We start from the raw sequence: 16,272 nt of genomic DNA, 5'->3' as shown, positions 1-16,272 counted from the left end.
TTTCAGGGCTTTCGCTTTTTGCAGAAGCGGTCTTTTGGCGCTGCACCTTGCGCTCTGTCTTTGCGCGCAGCCCCTGCCATGCCCCGGCATGCCGGCCGCCCAGCTTGTTTTCCCACCAGGATTTCCCGTGCCCATCGCCACTCCAGGATGCCGCACACGCGCAGCGTGCCCGCACGCCGGCCCAGCCGGCGGCGCAGGCGTTTTGCGTGGTGCCGCTCCCCAGCGAGAGCGCGCGCCGTCCTGGCTTTCAAGGATTTTCACGTGACCACCACTTCCTCCGGGGCGCTCGCAGCCAATGCTGCCGGCGCCAGCACAGACACGCATGTCGGCACACATGCCACCCAGGTCAACGGCTACAGCTGGAAGGCCCTGGCCGGCTCGGCCGTGGGCTATGCCATGGACGGCTTCGACCTGCTGATCCTGGGCTTCATGCTGTCGGCCATTTCGGCCGACCTGCACCTCACGCCGGGCCAGGCCGGTTCGCTGGTGACCTGGACGCTGATCGGTGCCGTGTTCGGCGGCATCTTCTTCGGCCTGCTCAGCGACCGCTACGGGCGCATCCGCGTGCTGACCTGGACCATCATGCTGTTCGCAGTCTTCACGGGCCTGTGCGCCTTCGCCCAGGGCTACTGGGACCTGCTGGCCTACCGCACGATTGCGGGCATCGGCCTGGGCGGCGAGTTCGGCATCGGCATGGCACTGGCCGCCGAGGCCTGGCCCGCACGCCACCGCGCCCGCGTCTCGTCCTACGTAGCCCTGGGCTGGCAAATGGGCGTGCTGGGCGCGGCGCTGCTGACGCCGCTGCTGCTGCCCCTCATCGGCTGGCGCGGCATGTTCCTGGTGGGCGTGATACCGGCCGTGGTGGCCTGGGTGATCCGCAACAAGCTGCACGAGCCCGAAGTCTTCGTGAAGCGCCAGCAGTCCGCCACGCCCTCGGCCCGCGTGCCGGTGCTGCAAAGCCTGAAGCTGCTGGTGAAGGACCGCGCCACGACCAAGGTCAGCCTGGGCGTGATCGTGCTGACCTCGGTCCAGAACTTCGGCTACTACGGCATCATGATCTGGATGCCCAGCTTCCTGTCCAAGCAACTGGGCTTCAGCCTGACCAAGTCCTCGATATGGACTGCCGTGACCGTGGTGGGAATGATGGTCGGCATCTGGGTCTTCGGCCAGCTGGCCGACCGCATCGGACGCAAGCCCAGCTTCCTGATCTTCCAGCTGGGCTCGGTCATCATGGTCGTGCTCTATTCGCAGCTGTCCGATCCCACGGCCATGCTCTGGGCGGGGGCCCTCATGGGCCTGTTCGTCAACGGCATGATGGGCGGCTACGGCGCCGTGATGAGCGAGGCCTACCCCACCGAGGCCCGCGCCACCGCGCAGAACGTGCTGTTCAACATCGGCCGCGCCGTGGGCGGACTGGGCCCGGTGGTGATCGGTGCGCTGGCCATGAGCTATTCGTTCCAGGTGGCGATCGCCCTGCTGGCGGCCATCTATGTGCTGGACATGCTGGCCACGGCCTTCCTGATCCCCGAACTCAAGGGACGCGAGCTGTCCTGAGCGGCTCAGATTCTCCGGCTCGGAACGATGCCCCACAATGCAAAGAGCTGCCGATGGCAGCTCTTTTTTTGTCCGGCAACCGGCGTGCCCAGGCTCAACCGCCTTCGCTGCACTCCAGGTTTTCGATGCGGTCTGCCGCCTCGCGGATGTCTTCCTGGAACATCTGGTCTCCCAGCATCACGGAGACCTGGCCCTCAAAGCCGCGCAGCTTGATCAGCGCGGCCTCGTAGCCGCCGCTGCCCATGCGCTTGAGGCCGCACAGCGCATAGAGCTTGGCCACGGGAGATCGACGCGGATCGTCGATCACCGACAGCAGGACGGCATTGGCCTCGGGCCGCCTGAGCATGGCCTCCAGGTGCCGCTCCGCAGGCGAGATCTCGCCCGCGAACCCGACCAGCCCCAGGTTGAACTGCGAGGCGTCCAGCGGCGCCGGGTCCAGCGGACGGGCCATGGCCGGGGTGGACAGGAACAGGCAGATCAGGGCGGCGGACAGGGTGGTCTTCATGGCAGGGGCAAGGCCGTGGATGGCCTGGTGAGGCAGTCGAAAAGGATCTTCGATGCAAAGCGTGGCAGCAGGTTCCCACACCACCGCTTTCACCGCCTTCATCCGCCAAACAGCCACCCTGCGGCCAGCGTGCCGGCATAAAACAGCAGCAGGGTCACAGGCACCAGATGCCAGCCCCAGACCCGGAACCACCAGTGATTGAACCAGGTCACCAGCGCACCGATGACGGCGCAGATGGCCAGCGCATCCAGCCGCTGCCGAAAACTGTCAGCAACACCTTCGGACGCGAAGAAGATGAACGCCGCGATGAAGGAACACAGCAAGGCGGTGTAGACCGCCACTTTCTCTTGCCTGCGCAATTTCAGGATGCTCATGGAGGGCCAGGGAGGTTTCGATGATTCGGTCGCCAGAAAAGCCCGCGCCGCCAGAGCGCGCAGGTTTCACAGCGGCGCAATTCTTCGTATACCGCCCTGAATACGCCATCAGACCCGTCCGAATCTGCAGCCACTGCTGCGCATGCGCAACGCGCTGCTGCTCCTTCAACGCTCCATCCGCTCCATCCGTTCCACCCGCTCAATCAGCCACGGCCAGCACCACGGCGGACTCCGGCACTGTCAGCCAGACCTTGCGCCCTGCGCGCAAGGTCCAGGACTCGCCCTCTGCCGGCTCGGCCGCGTAACCCACGCCGCTACCGCCCCAGGGCAGTTGTGCCACCACTTCACGCGGCCCCGCCCTGTCGGCCCGGGCCACGCGCTGCACCTGGGCGGGCCAGGCATTGGCCTGGGCATGCACATCGGAGCGTGGCGCCGAAGGCAGCACCTGCACGGCTGCGGCCTTGCACAGCGCCATCAGGGGCAGGCCCGGCGCCAGGCCCAGCAACTGGGCGCTTTCTTCGGTGATGCGTGCGGCAATGCCTGATGCATCCCCGCCGCCGTCGGGCAGCAGCCAGACGCGGACCTGGGCGCCCTGCGCCTGCAGGGCACCAACCCGGCAAGGCCACAGATTGCGCATGCTGGTGCGCAGGCCCAGCCCCAGCCCGGGAGCCGCCGGAGAAACGCCAGCGGGCCCGCCAAAGCGCTGCAGCACCTGCGCGCGCGCCTGCTCCAGCGCATCGGCCATGGCCAGCAGGGACTGCCCGGCCTCGGTGATGCGCGCGCCACCACCGCCGGCGCCGCCCACCGAGCGCTCCACCAGGGCACGGCCCGCCAGATTGGTCAGCACATCCAGCGCCTGCCAGGCCGCCTTGTAGCTGACACCCGCCTCGCGCGCGGCCTGGGAAATCGAATGCCCTGCCGCGATATGCCGCAGGATGGCGATGCGCCGATCGGCCAGGTCATGGCCCAGCGCGGGCACCAGGTCTGAGGGAGAAGCGGGGGTTGCGGCAGTCATGCGCAGCATCATGCCCGCCAAGCGTTATTTCCCGCCAAGCAAAACGCCTGCACCCTGCATGCGCATTTTCAGGTCGTTACACTGCGCTATTCACCAACGGAATAGCGAGAGACCCATGAACGTGAACCAGCCCCTGCGTGCCACCGCCTTCGCCGCCCTTGCCCTGTTGGGCTGGGCCGCCGCGCAGGCCGCCGAAGTGTCGGTGGCCGTCGCCGCCAACTTCACGGCGCCCATGCAGAAGATCGCCGCCGAGTTCGAGAAGGACACCGGCCACAAGGCCCTGCTGTCCTTCGGCGCCACGGGCAAGTTCTATGCGCAGATCGTCAACGGCGCGCCCTTCCAGATCCTGCTGGCCGCCGACGACACCACGCCCGAGAAGATCGCCAAGGAAGGCCGCGGCCTGCCCGATTCGCGCTTCACCTACGCCATCGGCCAGCTGGTGCTGTGGAGCCCCAAGGCCGGCTATGTGGACGACAAGGGCGAAGTCCTCAAGACCGGCGACTACAAGCACATCGCCGTGGCCAATCCCAAGCTCGCGCCCTACGGCACGGCAGCCATGGAAGTGCTGAACAAGCTGGGCATCACGGCCCAGGTGCAGCCGCGCATCGTCATGGGCGAGAACATTGCCCAGACCTACCAGTTCGCGGCCACGGGCAATGCCCAGCTGGGCTTTGTGGCCCTGTCGCAGGTGATGGAAAACGGCAAGCTGCGCGAAGGCTCGGCCTGGCAGGTGCCCGGCTCCATGCACGAGCCCATCCGCCAGGACGCCATCGTGCTCAACAGCGGCAAGGACAACGAAGCCGCCGCCGAGCTGATCAAGTACCTGCGCGCCGACAAGGCCCGTGCCATCATCCGCTCCTACGGCTATAGCTTCTGACACCTGTTGAGGCGCGCTTGCGCGCCTTCCCTCTCTCCTGGGGAGGGGTCGGCCGGCACGGGCCCGTGCTCAGCGTCGCTGAGCCGGGCCGCGCCGGCTTCGTGCGTTGAGTGAGATCCAACAGCGCTGCGAACCACTGAATTCTTCCCGCATGATTCTTACCGCCGACGACTACGCCGCCATACGGCTGACGCTGAAACTTGCCAGCGTGACCACGGTGGTGCTGCTGACGCTGTGCACGCCGCTGGCCTGGTGGCTGGCGCATACGCGCTCGCGCTGGCGCGGGCCGATTGGCGCCGTGGTGGCGCTGCCCCTGGTGCTTCCGCCCACGGTGATCGGTTTTTACCTGCTGGTGACCATGGGTCCCAACGGCCCCGTGGGGCAGCTGACGCAGGCGCTGGGGCTGAGCACCCTGCCCTTCACTTTTCCGGGCCTGGTCATCGGTTCGCTGGTCTATTCCATGCCGTTCACGGTGCAGCCGCTGCAGCGCGCCTTCGAATCCCTGGGCACGCGGCCCATGGAGGCTGCGGCCAGCCTGGGCGCGGGGCCGCTGGACCGCTTCTTCACCGTGGCGCTGCCGCTGGCGCGGCCGGGCTTCATCACGGCGGCCGTGCTGACCTTTGCGCACACCGTGGGCGAGTTCGGCGTGGTGCTGATGCTGGGCGGCAATATTCCCGGCGTGACGCGCGTGGTCTCGGTACAGATCTACGACCATGTGGAGGCCATGGAGTACGCCCACGCCCACTGGCTGGCGGGCGGCATGGTGGTGTTCTCCTTCCTGGTTCTTCTGGCCCTGCACCTGTTGCAGCCGCGTGAGGAGCGCCGCGCATGATGACCGCCTTCTCTGCCTCCCGGATGTCCGACGCCGCGCACTCCCATCCCTCCTCGGAAATCATCGCAAACCTGGCGCTGGAGCGTGCCGACTTCCGCCTTGACGTGCAGCTGCAGCTGCCCGGGCGCGGCGTCACCGCCCTGTTCGGCCCCTCGGGCTGCGGCAAGACCACCTGCCTGCGCGCCTTGGCGGGGCTGGAGCGCGCGCGCGGCCGCGTCGCCGTCAACGGCGAGGTCTGGCAGGACGATGCGGCCAGCCAATGGCTGCCCACGCACCGCCGTGCGCTGGGCTATGTGTTCCAGGAAGCCAGCCTGTTCCCGCACCTGACCGTGCGGCGCAACATCGACTACGGCATGCGGCGCACGCCGGCCGCACGGCGCAAGGTATCCCAGGACCAGGCCTTGTCCCTGCTGGGCATAGGCCACCTGATGGACCGCATGCCCTCCACCCTGTCGGGCGGCGAGCGCCAGCGCGTGGCCATTGCGCGGGCGCTGGCCACCAGCCCGCGGGTGCTGCTGATGGACGAGCCCCTGGCCGCGCTGGACGCCCAGCGCAAGGCCGAGGTCCTGCCCTACCTGGACCAGCTGCGCCGCGAACTCGACATTCCCGTCCTCTACGTCAGCCACTCCATCGACGAGGTCGCGCGCCTGGCCCAGCACCTGGTGCTGCTCAAGGCAGGCGGCATCGTCGCCGCCGGCGCCACCAGCGAGCTGCTGGCACGGCTGGACCTGCCCCTGAGCATGGGCGACACGGCAGCGGCCATGGTCAGCGCACAAGTCCAGCAGCACGATCCCGATGCACACCTGAGCACGCTGTGCTTCGATGGCGGGCGCCTGCGTCTTGTCATGGCCTGCCCGCGCCCCATCGGCGAAACCGTGCAGTTGCGCGTGCAGGCACGCGATGTGAGCCTGAGCCTGCAGCACCCGCAAGACAGCAGCATCCTCAACATCCTGCCTGCCACCGTGCAGGAGCTGCGCGAGGACGGCCCGGGCCAGGTCATGGTCTCGCTGCAGCTGGGCCCGTCCCGCCTGCTGGCGCGCATCACCCTGCATTCCGCCCGGCAGCTGGGCATTGCGCCGGGCATGCATGTCTTCGCCCAGATCAAGGGCATGGCATTGCTGGACTGAGCACGCGCGGCGGCGCCGATATCATGCGGAAGCCGCCTGCGCGGCCCACGCCATGAACGCCACCACCGAACACGCCCCCGCACCCGTCCCCGCCCCAGACGCAGGCCCCGGCGCAGCAGATGCTGCATGCGCCGCCCCGCCTGCCATTGCCGCGCTGCGCACGCATGCGGTGGCGCGCCACCGGCTCGGTGAAGGCGGCGCCGTCAGCATCCAGGCCGAACCGCAGGTGCTGGCCAGCGAAGTCCCCATCGCCCTGGTGTTCAATGGCATCTCTCACGCCGTGATGATGGGCACGCCCTCGGACCTGGAAGACTTTGCGCTGGGCTTTGCGCTCACCGAAGGCATTCTGGACAGCGCTGCCGACTGCTACGGCATCGAGGTGCGCACCGTGGCTGCACAGGCCGCAGGCCTGCCGGCCGGCATGGACGGCATCGAGGTGCAGCTGGACGTGGCTTCGCGCTGCTTCGCCCGCCTCAAGGACCGGCGCCGCAGCATGAGCGGGCGCACGGGCTGCGGTGTCTGCGGCGTGGACAGCTTCGCGGCGCTGGACCTGTCCTTCGATCCGCTGCCCGCGCACGACTGGATCGCCCGTGTCGATGCCGACACCGTCTGCGCAGCCATCGCGGCACTGCCGCCGCTGCAGTTGCTCAACGCCGAAGCCGGCGCCGTGCATGCCGCAGGCTGGGCAGGGCTGGACGGGCAACTGACGGATGTGCTCGAAGACGTGGGCCGCCACAACGCACTGGACAAGCTGGTCGGCCGCCTCTCCCGCACAGGCCGCCTGGGCGAGGCCGGCTTTGTCGTGCTCTCCAGCCGCGGCAGCCATGAGCTGGTGCGCAAATGCGCCAAGGTCGGCATCGCCGCCCTGGCCACCATCTCCGCGCCCACGGCCATGGGCGTGCAGATGGCCGAACTGATCGGCCTGCGCTTCTGGGGCCTGTGCCGCCCGCCCAAGGCGGTGCTGTATGCGCCGGGCCGCACCTGAACCAATGCCCGAGTGCCGCGCCTGCGCGGCGGCAAGTTCGTAGAATCGCGGGTTCAGCCCCTGGATGTACACCATGAACCGCTGCAAGCCCCATTTCTCTCCCGTCCGCCGCCTGTGTGCCGGCGCCCTGCTCGCCGGCCTGGCCTGCGCCAGCCTGGGCGTGGCCGCGCAGGGCCTGCCGTCCAACGAGACGCGCAATTTCCCGCCGCAGGCCCAGTTCGGCGAGCTGGTCGTGACCCAGTTCCCCGAGGTGGAGATCGACGGCAAGACCATTCGCACCAGTCCGGGCTTTCGCCTGTTCAGCCCTGAACGCACGCTGGTGCAGGCCATCAATTACCAGGGCAGCAAGCTCGTGGTGGGCTATGTGATCGAGCCGCAGACGCAGTGGCTGCACCAGGCCTGGATCCTGACCAAGGCCGAGGCCGACAAGCACTACAAGCCCAAGTCGATGCTGCAGCGCATCTTCAACTGAGCACCGCGCACACCACAGCAAGCGCACAGCACGTACACGGCTGACGCGGCCCGCGCCTTGCGGGGCGCAGCGGCCCGGCCATGGGGCACGCCGCCCCCTGGCCGAGCCACCTTCATTTTTTGCAGACCGCCGCTTGCAGTGCGGCGGCTGCCTGACGGAACCCCACCATGTCCAAGAAAGTCTTTATCAAAACCTTCGGCTGCCAGATGAACGAGTACGACTCGGACAAGATGGCCGATGTGCTGGGCGCAGCCCAGGGCTACGAATCCACCGATGACCCGGAGCAGGCCGACCTGATCCTGTTCAACACCTGCTCGGTGCGCGAGAAGGCGCAGGAGAAGGTGTTCAGCGACCTGGGCCGCTACAAGCACCTGAAGGAACGCGGCGTGCTCATCGGCGTGGGCGGCTGCGTGGCCAGCCAGGAGGGCGAGGAAATCATCAAGCGCGCGCCCTATGTGGACGTGGTCTTCGGCCCGCAGACCCTGCACCGCCTGCCCGAGCTGCTCAATGCACGCGCCGCCAAGCACAAGCCCCAGGTCGATATCAGCTTTCCCGAGATCGAGAAATTCGACCACCTGCCGCCCGCGCGCGTGGAAGGCTCCTCGGCCTTCGTCTCCATCATGGAAGGCTGCTCCAAGTACTGCAGCTACTGCGTCGTGCCCTATACGCGCGGCGAGGAAGTCAGCCGCCCGTTCGAGGACGTGCTGATCGAGGTCGCCGGCCTGGCCGACCAAGGCGTGAAGGAAGTCACGCTGCTGGGCCAGAACGTCAACGCCTACCTGGGCAAGATGGGTGACACGGCCGAGATCGCCGACTTTGCCCTGCTGCTGGAGTACGTGTCCGAGATCCCCGGCATCGAGCGCATCCGCTACACCACCAGCCACCCCAACGAGTTCACGCCGCGCCTGATCGAGGCCTACGCTCGGCTGCCCAAGCTGGTCAGCCACCTGCACCTGCCCGTGCAGCATGGTAGCGACAAGATCCTCATGGCCATGAAGCGCGGCTACACGGCCATGGAATACAAGAGCACCATCCGCAAGCTGCGCGCCATCCGGCCCGAGATGGCCATGAGCAGCGACTTCATCGTGGGCTTCCCCGGCGAGACCGAGGAAGACTTCCAGAAGATGATGAAGCTCATCCACGACGTGCGCTTCGACAACAGCTTCAGCTTCATCTTCAGCCCCCGCCCCGGCACGCCGGCCGCCAACCTGCACGACGACACGCCGCACGAGGTCAAGCTGCGCCGCCTGCAGGAGCTGCAGGCCGTGATCAACAACAACATCAAGGACATCAGCGACGAGCGCGTGGGCACGGTGCAGCGCCTGCTGGTGGAAGGCCTGTCCAAGCGCGATGGCAGCGAACTCATGGGCCGCACCGAGTGCAACCGCGTGGTCAATTTCCCGGGCAACGAACGCCTGATCGGCCAGATGATCGATGTGAAGATCACCGAGGCCCGCACCTTCACGCTGCGCGGCGAAGTCGTGGTGCGCCACTGAGCCCAACCCGGCCCCGGCGGCCCAGCGACCTCCTGCGTAACCAAAGCCCGGCAATGCCGGGCTTTTTTGCATGTAACAGGACGTGAAAACAGCCCGACCACTCTGGCATGGTGCCGGCTGGCCCGCTAGCATCGCGGGGTCGCCGCCCTGAGGTCCGTCGGCCTGCATGGCTTTTCCAGCTTCGCTTGCTTGCTATCGATTCCATGAACACCTCCCAGCCCGCCACCGCCCAGGCCGTCCTTGAGGGCGAAGCCCTGCATGCCTTCATGGACCAGGCGCACGACCTGCTGCAGCAGGAGGATGATGCCAGCCCCATCGCCCCGGCCGAACGCCAGGCGGCCGTCATGGAGCTGCTCTCGCAGCAGCGCTTCGCCCCGGCCACGGTGGGCGAGCTGGAGCGTCTGCACGATCTCTGGCTGGACCTGGAACGGCCCGAAACCGCCAACGCACTGCTGCGCGAACACCGCGCTGCCACGCTGCAGCCCTTGCAGGGCGACAACCACCTGCTGGCCACGGCCAGCCTGGCGCTCAGCGACATCCAGAGCCGGCTGCGCTTTGACCGTGAAGGCGGCGTGGCCCTGCTCGCGCCCGCTGCCGATCTCATGGGCCGGCTGCCGCACACCGGCGAGCCCTACCGCTACTGGAACGGCTGGCACTACCTGGCCCGCGAAGCCCAGGCCTGGGAACTGGCCGAGCAAGGCGTGGACCTGCAGCGCAGCCACGAACGCAGCGATCCGGATGGCGAGGCCTCCCCCGCGCGCCGCGACGCGCGTGCCTGCCTGCGCAAGGCCGAGCTGGCCCGCCTGCGCGGCGATGTGCCCGCCACCGTGCGCCAGGTGCAGGCCGCCACGGCGCTGCTGACCCAGGCCGATGCAGAGCAGAACGTGGACTTCGACGACTGGCTGCACCTCGCGCGCGAGGTCCTGCCGCTGGCCCCGCAAAGCGTTCCGGCCGTGCTCATGGCGGCGGAGCAGCACCTGGCCCGCACCGAAAGCCCCGCCGCATCGCAGGCGGTGCGCACGCACCGCAAGGTCCATGCGGCCCGGCTGCAGGCCATGGCCTGCCATGCCATGGGCCAGCCCGAGGCCGCGCTGCAGCTGGCTGCGCTGGGCCGCTTCGGCCTGGTGGATGACTCCGACGATGCCTTCAGCGGCCTGGTGCTGCAGTGGCTGGAAGAGGCGGGGCGCCTGGCCGATGCGGCGGACCTGGCGCTGGAAAGCGTGCTGCACAGCCGCCCCGGATCGGCCCGTCAGGGCTATGAACTGGCCTTGCGCAGAGTGGACAGCGACACCGCCCATGCACCGGCCTGGGCGCTGATCCTGGCCTGGGCGGGACTGGATTCCGACATGCAGGAGATCCTGGAAGACAGCCCGGCTGCTCCGCGCAGCGCCGACGACTACCTGGCCCTGGCGCGCACCCAGGCGCCCGGCCACCCTCTGCTGGACCTGATCGACGGCTGGCGCCTGGCCAAGGACCGCCAATGGGAGCAGGCCCTGCCTCTGCTGGAGCGCGGCGTGACCGACCAGCCCCGGCACGCCAACTCCGAGCTGCTGCCCATGCTCTGGGCCGCGCGCTTCGCCGTGCTGCCCGCCGCGCAGGCGCTGCAGCGCCCCTTTGCGCAGGGCCATGGCGCCCACTGGTGCTATGCAGCGGGCGTGACCCTGGACGACGAGGACGACCTGGCCGCCCTCATGGGCGAAGGCCGGCAGGTGCCGGGCGACGAGGTGCGCGAGCCGCTGGTGCAGCGTTACTACGAAGAGGGCCTGGCCCGCTTCGAGGCCTTCTGGGCCACCGGCCAGGGCCGGTACAAGGACGCGCACCTGCACGTCTACTCCATGCTCTGCAACAACCTGGCCATCAAGTACCGCTCGCAGCAGCGCTATGACGAGGCGGCGGCCCTGCACCACAAGGGCCTGTCCAGCAGCCCCTTTGCCGAACACCACGACGGCCTGCTGTGGTGCGCCATCCGCCGTGACGACCGCCCCGGCATCGTCACGGCGGCCGAGCAGCTGTGGCACTTCACCCAGGACTACGGCTACAGCCGCCACTGCCCCACGGACTACTTCCCCAGCGCGGCGCTGGCGCTCTACCAGCTGGGCCGCGCAGGCGAAATCGGCATCTGGCTGGAGCGCCTGGACCAGTGGTTCGAGGAACTGGACGAGGACGACCAGCGCGAACAGCGGCGCGACTACCTGGCCTCGCTGATGTCCCTGCTCGACTTCTTCTCCGAAAACCATGGCGAACTGGTGCGCCCGCGCCTGGACGCCCTGCTGCCCGAAGTGCGCGCCCTGGGCGAGTGCTACACGCTGCGCCGCCTGGCCTGCGCCATGGAAAGCTGCGGCCCCATCGACCAGGCCGTGGCCCTGCACCGCGAGGCCATCGCCAAGCTCACGCCCGACGACGGCGAGGCCGAGCACAGGATGGCAAAGGACGGCCTCAAGCGCTGCCTCAAGCTGCGCTCGGACAGCAAGCCCTGGTGGAAGCTGTGGTGAACCCGGGCGCCGGTGCCAACGCCGCCAGTGCCTATCGGCCGCGCGACGTGGTCAATGCGCCGGCCATCAAGCAGCGCATCCGCGAGCGCAGCGCTGCACGCGGCGACAGCGAGGAGATCGCCGCCTGGCTGGCCAACCACTTCTACCGCCATGTGATCGGCAACCTCGACGCCGATCCGCCTGCCGTGCAGCCCGTGTCCACGCAGGCCGAGCTGCTGCGCCTGCACCGGCGCGCCGAGCCTGCCGCCTGGGCGCTGGAGCGCCTGCGCGAACATGCGGCCCGCCAGCCTCTATCGCCGGACAGGCCGGCGGCCGATGGCAGCGCGCCGCTGTGGTGGGTGGAGCCCGACAGCGCGCCGCTGTGGTGGGTGGAGCCCGACAGCGCCCCCCTGCTGGCGCTGGAGAGCCGGCTGCTGGAGTTCCTGTCCACCCGGCGCGGCACCGCGCTGGAGGGCAAGCTGCAGCGCATCAACTGCCCGCAGGCGCTGGCGCGCTGGACGCTGGAGCACCTGGCCTTCGCCCGGAGAAGCGACAGCGGCTGGGCCGAGCACCGGCCCGGCGCCGTGCGCCCGCTGCTGCGTGGCCAGCTGGGTGTCTTCGTCGAATTCGATGCCCAAAGCCCGGACCTGCGCGCCGAAATGGCCTATGAAAGCCAGATGATGCGCCACTGCCTGGGCCAGTTCAGCGAGCGCGGCGCACTGCGCGGCGGCTATGGCGAGCACTACGCCGAAGCCTGCGAGCAGGGCCGGCTGCGGCTGTTCAGCTACCGCACGGGCACGGCCCAGCCGCGCATCACCGTCAGCGCCCAGGTTCGGGACGACGGGCGGCTGCGCATCGACCAGATCAAGGGCAAGCAGAACCGCCCGCCGATTGCGCGCTACCTGGCTGATGTGCTGGCCCTGCTCAATCACCTCGATACCGACGGCGAGGCGCCGGCGGACGCCCTGGCCATGGGCATCGTGCGCCGACCGGCACAGCTGCTGGCCACGGGCAGCGCGGCTGCCTGGTGCGCGGCCAGCGAGCTGCACACCGAGGCCGAGCAGCTGTGGCTGCTGCAGTCCCACCCGGCACTGCTGGAGCAGTTGGACATCCGGTCGCCCCTGATGCAATGGCTGGTCGCGGCACGCCGCGACACCGTGCCCGTGCCCGCCTTCGAGCGCATGCCGCGCAGCACGGCCCTGCAGCAGTCGCTGGAGCTGGCGCGCCGCCGGGCGGGATCACCGGCAACACCGGGAACACCGGGCAGGACAGGAAATCCGCGATGAACGCCTTCACCCTTGTTGTGCTGTCTGCATTGGTCTGGTGGGCAGTGCGCGCCGGCCTGCGGCGCATGCGTGCGTCGCGCCAACGCGGCGACTTCAGCAGCTACCGCAGCGGTGACGCCGCACTGGACTGGGCCCTGGCCCTGGCCCATCCCATGGCCTTTCACGCCATTCAGGGCGGCTTTGCGGACCGGCAGCTCAACGGCGCCGACTCCGCCCTGACCACCCAGCTGCGCCCCATGGTGCTGCACCACCTGGGCCTGCGCACCGACCTGGACGATGCCCAGATCGCGCGCCAGTTGCCCGACGGCCTGCGCCAGCGCTGGTTCACGCTGGACCTGCAGCGCCTGCAGGCCGGTGACGATCCCCATGCCGCCATGGCCTTTGCCTGCGCGCGCGTGGCCTTCCATGTGCGCTGCGCCTGGCTGCTGGGCTGGGTGGACGAGGCCCTGCACCAGCAGATCCTGCACCTGAACGCATGCCGCGCGCGGGACTGCTTTGACAGCTGGCAGGCCTTCGGCCAGGCCTACGCACGCGGCCGCAGCCAGTGGCTGGCCCGTGGCCGCGCCGACGTGCTGGGGTGCAGCGTGACGCCCGAGCAAGTGCAGCAGTGGGTGGCCGATCCGCGCCACCCCTGGCATGCCATGCCCTGGCAGCAGCAGGCCGTCCGGTGACTGCCGCCAGGCGGGTGCGCCGCCTGCCCTTCCTGCCCTGCCCGGTGCTCAGCCTTCGCCATGCACCTTGGCGAAGGTGAGGATCACCTCCCGCACCACCTGGCGCTGAGGCGCGGGCAGCTTCAGAAAGGCATCGAAGGTTTCGCGTTCGAGATAGCCCACGCCCGGCTCCTGGCATTCGAGCGGCGACGGCAGGGACGGCGGGGACCGGTGGGCCGACTCGCCATAGCGCAACACATCGGGCTCGACCTCGAGCAAACCCGCCAGCAGCACCAGCTTGTCCTGCTCGGGAACGGCCTCGCCGTTCAGCCAGCGCGAGACCGCCTGGAATGAGATCGGCGGCCCCCAGTAACTGGAATTGAACAGCTTCAGAAGCACGCTGGGCCGGGGCTCCAGTCCCGCAGCCTCGATGGCCTGGCGCAGGCGCAGTGCGAATTCGAGCTTGTTACGCATTCCGACACCCTGGATTTCCCTGGAATCTTGATTGACTCATCGATTGAAGACCCGGCTCAAACCCGTCGCCCGGCCAGCGTTCAGGCGAAGATGCTGCGCGCCTCGGTGAAGCGCTTGGCGAAATAGGTGTTGTCCATGCGCACGCGCTGCACCGTGCCGCCGCTGGACGGTGCATGCACGAACTGGCCGTTGCCCACGAAGATGCCCATGTGCGAATAGCGCGCGCCCAGGGTGTTGAAGAACACGAAGTCGCCGCGCTGCAGGCTGCGGCTGCCCACGGGATTGCTGAACTGCGCCCACTGCGCCGTGGTGCGCGGCAGGCGGTTTTCGGTGATGCCGCCCACGGCCCACTGGATCAGGCCGCTGCAGTCGAAACCGCCTTCGGGCGAATTGCCGCCATAGGTATAGGGCGTGTTGACCACAAGCATGGTGCGCGCCAGCAAGGCCTCGCGCAATTCGCCGTCCAGATTGAGCGCCTGCGGCGAAGGCACCGGCGCCGGGCCCGAGCCTTTGCGCGGAGCGGAAGAGCAGCCAGCCAGCAGCACGGCGGCCGCCAGCAGACCCCAGTCACGGCGCGAGAGCCGCGCCCCGGTCACCGGAGACACCGCAAGGGAAGTCGAAACACCAGCCTTCATGGCGCTGCATGTTCTCACAAAGCCCTCGCGGCCAAAAGAAAAGCCGCAGGCTGCGCTGCGGCTTGGCGGGAAACAGCGCGCGGCCAGGCGGCTCAGGCGGTGCCCATCAGAACGGGAGCTTGGGCATGCCGCCGCCACCGCCCATCATTCCCTTCATGGCCTTCATGCCGCCCATGCGCTTCATCATCTTCATGAGGCCGCCGCCCTTCATCTTCTTCATCATCTCCTGCATCTGCTCGAACTCCTTGAGCAGGCGGTTGACTTCCTGGACCTGCACGCCCGCGCCGTCGGCAATGCGCTTCTTGCGCGTGGCCTTGATGATCTCGGGCTTCTTGCGCTCCTTGGCGGTCATGGAGCAGATGATGCCTTCCTTGCGGCGGATCTCGCGCTCGGCCTTGTCCATGTCCACCTGGCCGGCCTTGGCCGTGAGCTGGGCCGGCAGCTTGTCCATGAGGTTGGACAGGCCGCCCATCTGCTTCATCTGCTGGATCTGGGCCAGGAAGTCGTTGAGGTCGAAGCCGTCGCCGCTCTTGACCTTCTCGGCCAGCTTCTGCGCGGCCTCCATGTCCACGCCCTTGGTGACCTGCTCGACCAGGGCCACGATGTCGCCCATGCCCAGCACGCGCTGCGCGTGGCGGTCGGCGTCGAACACCTCCAGGCCGTCGATCTTCTCGGACACGCCGGCGAACTTGATGGGGGCGCCCGTGATCTGCCGCACCGACAGCGCCGCGCCACCGCGCGAGTCGCCGTCGAGCTTGGTCAGCACGATGCCGGTCAGGGGCAGCGCTTCCTTGAAGGCCTTGGCCGTGTTGATCGCATCCTGGCCCTGCATGGCATCGACGACGAACAGGGTCTCGACCGGCTTGAGCGTGGCGTGCAGATCCTTGATCTCGGCCATCAGCAGCTCGTCGATGGCCAGGCGGCCGGCCGTATCGACCAGCAGCACGTCAAAGAAGTGGCGCTTGGCGTAGTCCAGCGCGGCCACGGCGATGTCGTGGGGTTTCTGGTCGGGCGTGGAGGGGAACCACTCGGCACCGGCCTGGGCGGTCACGGTCTTGAGCTGCTCGATGGCGGCGGGGCGGTACACGTCGCCCGACACGGTGAGCACCTTCTTCTTGCGCCGCTCGATCAGGTGCTTGGCCAGCTTGGCCGTGGTCGTGGTCTTGCCGGCGCCCTGCAGGCCGGCCATCAGGATGACGGCCGGCGGCTGGGCGTTGAGGTTGATGTCGGCCACGCCCTCGCCCATGGTGGCGGCGAGTTCCTTGTTGACGATGGACACCAGCAGCTGGCCCGGCTGCAGCGAGCCCAGCACCTCCTGGCCCAGCGCCTTTTCCTTGACGCGCGCAACGAAGTCGCGCACCACGGGCAGGGCCACGTCGGCCTCGAGCAGGGCCATGCGCACTTCGCGCAGCATGTCCTGCACGTTGGATTCGGTGATGCGGGCCTGGCCGCGCATCTCCTTGACGAGTCGCGAAAGTTTGTCGGTCAGAGCGGAGGCCATAAGCGGGGAGGAACTGGA

Annotated in this window: 16 protein-coding genes; 10 read left to right on the top strand and 6 right to left on the bottom strand. The window is 68.5% G+C overall.

Annotation, left to right across the window (positions count from 1 at the left end; all coding sequences use genetic code 11):
* Positions 1 to 396 precede the first annotated feature (396 nt).
* Positions 397 to 1,554, top strand: a complete 1,158-nt coding sequence (locus tag DACI_RS07645; RefSeq protein ID WP_224986381.1) for an MFS transporter — start codon at positions 397 to 399, stop codon at positions 1,552 to 1,554.
* Between the two features lie 94 nt (positions 1,555 to 1,648).
* Here DACI_RS07645 and DACI_RS07640 read toward each other — a convergent pair whose 3' ends face one another.
* The 3 genes from DACI_RS07640 to DACI_RS07630 all read right to left on the bottom strand — a co-directional run bounded on the left by DACI_RS07640 (position 1,649) and on the right by DACI_RS07630 (position 3,460).
* A complete protein-coding gene (locus DACI_RS07640; RefSeq protein WP_043783239.1) occupies positions 1,649 to 2,059 on the bottom strand; it encodes a hypothetical protein in 411 nt (136 codons plus the stop codon).
* A gap of 98 nt (positions 2,060 to 2,157) precedes the next feature.
* Positions 2,158 to 2,433: a hypothetical protein gene (locus DACI_RS07635; protein WP_012203452.1), complete on the bottom strand. Its 276-nt coding sequence runs from the start codon at positions 2,431 to 2,433 to the stop codon at positions 2,158 to 2,160.
* A 199-nt stretch (positions 2,434 to 2,632) separates the two neighbouring features.
* Positions 2,633 to 3,460 carry a TOBE domain-containing protein gene (locus tag DACI_RS07630; RefSeq protein WP_043780860.1) on the bottom strand — a complete coding sequence of 276 codons (828 nt, stop codon included), beginning with the start codon at positions 3,458 to 3,460 and terminating at the stop codon, positions 2,633 to 2,635.
* Positions 3,461 to 3,563: 103 nt separating this feature from the next.
* On the opposite strand from DACI_RS07630, the gene modA reads away from it, so the two are divergent.
* The 9 genes from modA to DACI_RS07585 all read left to right on the top strand — a co-directional run bounded on the left by modA (position 3,564) and on the right by DACI_RS07585 (position 13,665).
* Positions 3,564 to 4,325, top strand: a complete 762-nt coding sequence (modA, locus tag DACI_RS07625; protein WP_043780858.1) for a molybdate ABC transporter substrate-binding protein — start codon at positions 3,564 to 3,566, stop codon at positions 4,323 to 4,325.
* A gap of 151 nt (positions 4,326 to 4,476) precedes the next feature.
* Complete coding sequence (gene modB / locus DACI_RS07620) at positions 4,477 to 5,157, top strand: molybdate ABC transporter permease subunit (RefSeq protein ID WP_012203449.1); 681 nt, start codon at positions 4,477 to 4,479, stop codon at positions 5,155 to 5,157.
* Positions 5,154 to 6,284 carry a molybdenum ABC transporter ATP-binding protein gene (gene modC / locus DACI_RS07615; RefSeq protein ID WP_012203448.1) on the top strand — a complete coding sequence of 377 codons (1,131 nt, stop codon included), beginning with the start codon at positions 5,154 to 5,156 and terminating at the stop codon, positions 6,282 to 6,284. Before modB ends, modC begins: the two co-directional genes overlap by 4 nt.
* Before the next feature lie 52 nt (positions 6,285 to 6,336).
* The gene (fdhD, locus tag DACI_RS07610; protein WP_012203447.1) at positions 6,337 to 7,269 is read left to right on the top strand and encodes a formate dehydrogenase accessory sulfurtransferase FdhD; all 933 of its coding nucleotides are present in this window, start codon (positions 6,337 to 6,339) and stop codon (positions 7,267 to 7,269) included.
* A gap of 73 nt (positions 7,270 to 7,342) precedes the next feature.
* Entirely contained in the window at positions 7,343 to 7,741 is a 399-nt protein-coding gene (locus DACI_RS07605) for a hypothetical protein (RefSeq protein ID WP_043783237.1), read from the top strand.
* A 167-nt stretch (positions 7,742 to 7,908) separates the two neighbouring features.
* Entirely contained in the window at positions 7,909 to 9,237 is a 1,329-nt protein-coding gene (gene miaB, locus DACI_RS07600) for a tRNA (N6-isopentenyl adenosine(37)-C2)-methylthiotransferase MiaB (protein WP_012203445.1), read from the top strand.
* Positions 9,238 to 9,440: 203 nt separating this feature from the next.
* Complete coding sequence (locus DACI_RS07595) at positions 9,441 to 11,729, top strand: tetratricopeptide repeat protein (protein WP_043780855.1); 2,289 nt, start codon at positions 9,441 to 9,443, stop codon at positions 11,727 to 11,729.
* Positions 11,726 to 12,994 (top strand): hypothetical protein, encoded by a 1,269-nt coding sequence (locus DACI_RS07590; RefSeq protein ID WP_043780853.1) that lies wholly within the window; start codon positions 11,726 to 11,728, stop codon positions 12,992 to 12,994. Before DACI_RS07595 ends, DACI_RS07590 begins: the two co-directional genes overlap by 4 nt.
* Positions 12,991 to 13,665 carry a DUF1266 domain-containing protein gene (locus DACI_RS07585; protein ID WP_012203442.1) on the top strand — a complete coding sequence of 225 codons (675 nt, stop codon included), beginning with the start codon at positions 12,991 to 12,993 and terminating at the stop codon, positions 13,663 to 13,665. Before DACI_RS07590 ends, DACI_RS07585 begins: the two co-directional genes overlap by 4 nt.
* A 48-nt stretch (positions 13,666 to 13,713) precedes the next feature.
* Here DACI_RS07585 and DACI_RS07580 read toward each other — a convergent pair whose 3' ends face one another.
* The 3 genes from DACI_RS07580 to ffh all read right to left on the bottom strand — a co-directional run bounded on the left by DACI_RS07580 (position 13,714) and on the right by ffh (position 16,254).
* A complete protein-coding gene (locus DACI_RS07580) occupies positions 13,714 to 14,118 on the bottom strand; it encodes a helix-turn-helix domain-containing protein (protein WP_012203441.1) in 405 nt (134 codons plus the stop codon).
* 80 nt (positions 14,119 to 14,198) lie between these two features.
* Positions 14,199 to 14,753 carry a C40 family peptidase gene (locus DACI_RS07575; RefSeq protein WP_012203440.1) on the bottom strand — a complete coding sequence of 185 codons (555 nt, stop codon included), beginning with the start codon at positions 14,751 to 14,753 and terminating at the stop codon, positions 14,199 to 14,201.
* 106 nt (positions 14,754 to 14,859) lie between these two features.
* Positions 14,860 to 16,254, bottom strand: a complete 1,395-nt coding sequence (ffh, locus tag DACI_RS07570; protein WP_012203439.1) for a signal recognition particle protein — start codon at positions 16,252 to 16,254, stop codon at positions 14,860 to 14,862.
* Between the last annotated feature and the right edge of the window lie 18 nt (positions 16,255 to 16,272).

It is taken from the genome of Delftia acidovorans SPH-1 (assembly GCF_000018665.1).
In the GTDB taxonomy this organism is placed as follows: Bacteria; Pseudomonadota; Gammaproteobacteria; order Burkholderiales; family Burkholderiaceae_C; genus Comamonas; species Comamonas acidovorans.
The sequence above is the reverse complement of the archived record's forward strand: the minus strand, read 5'-3'. Positions and strand labels throughout refer to the sequence as shown.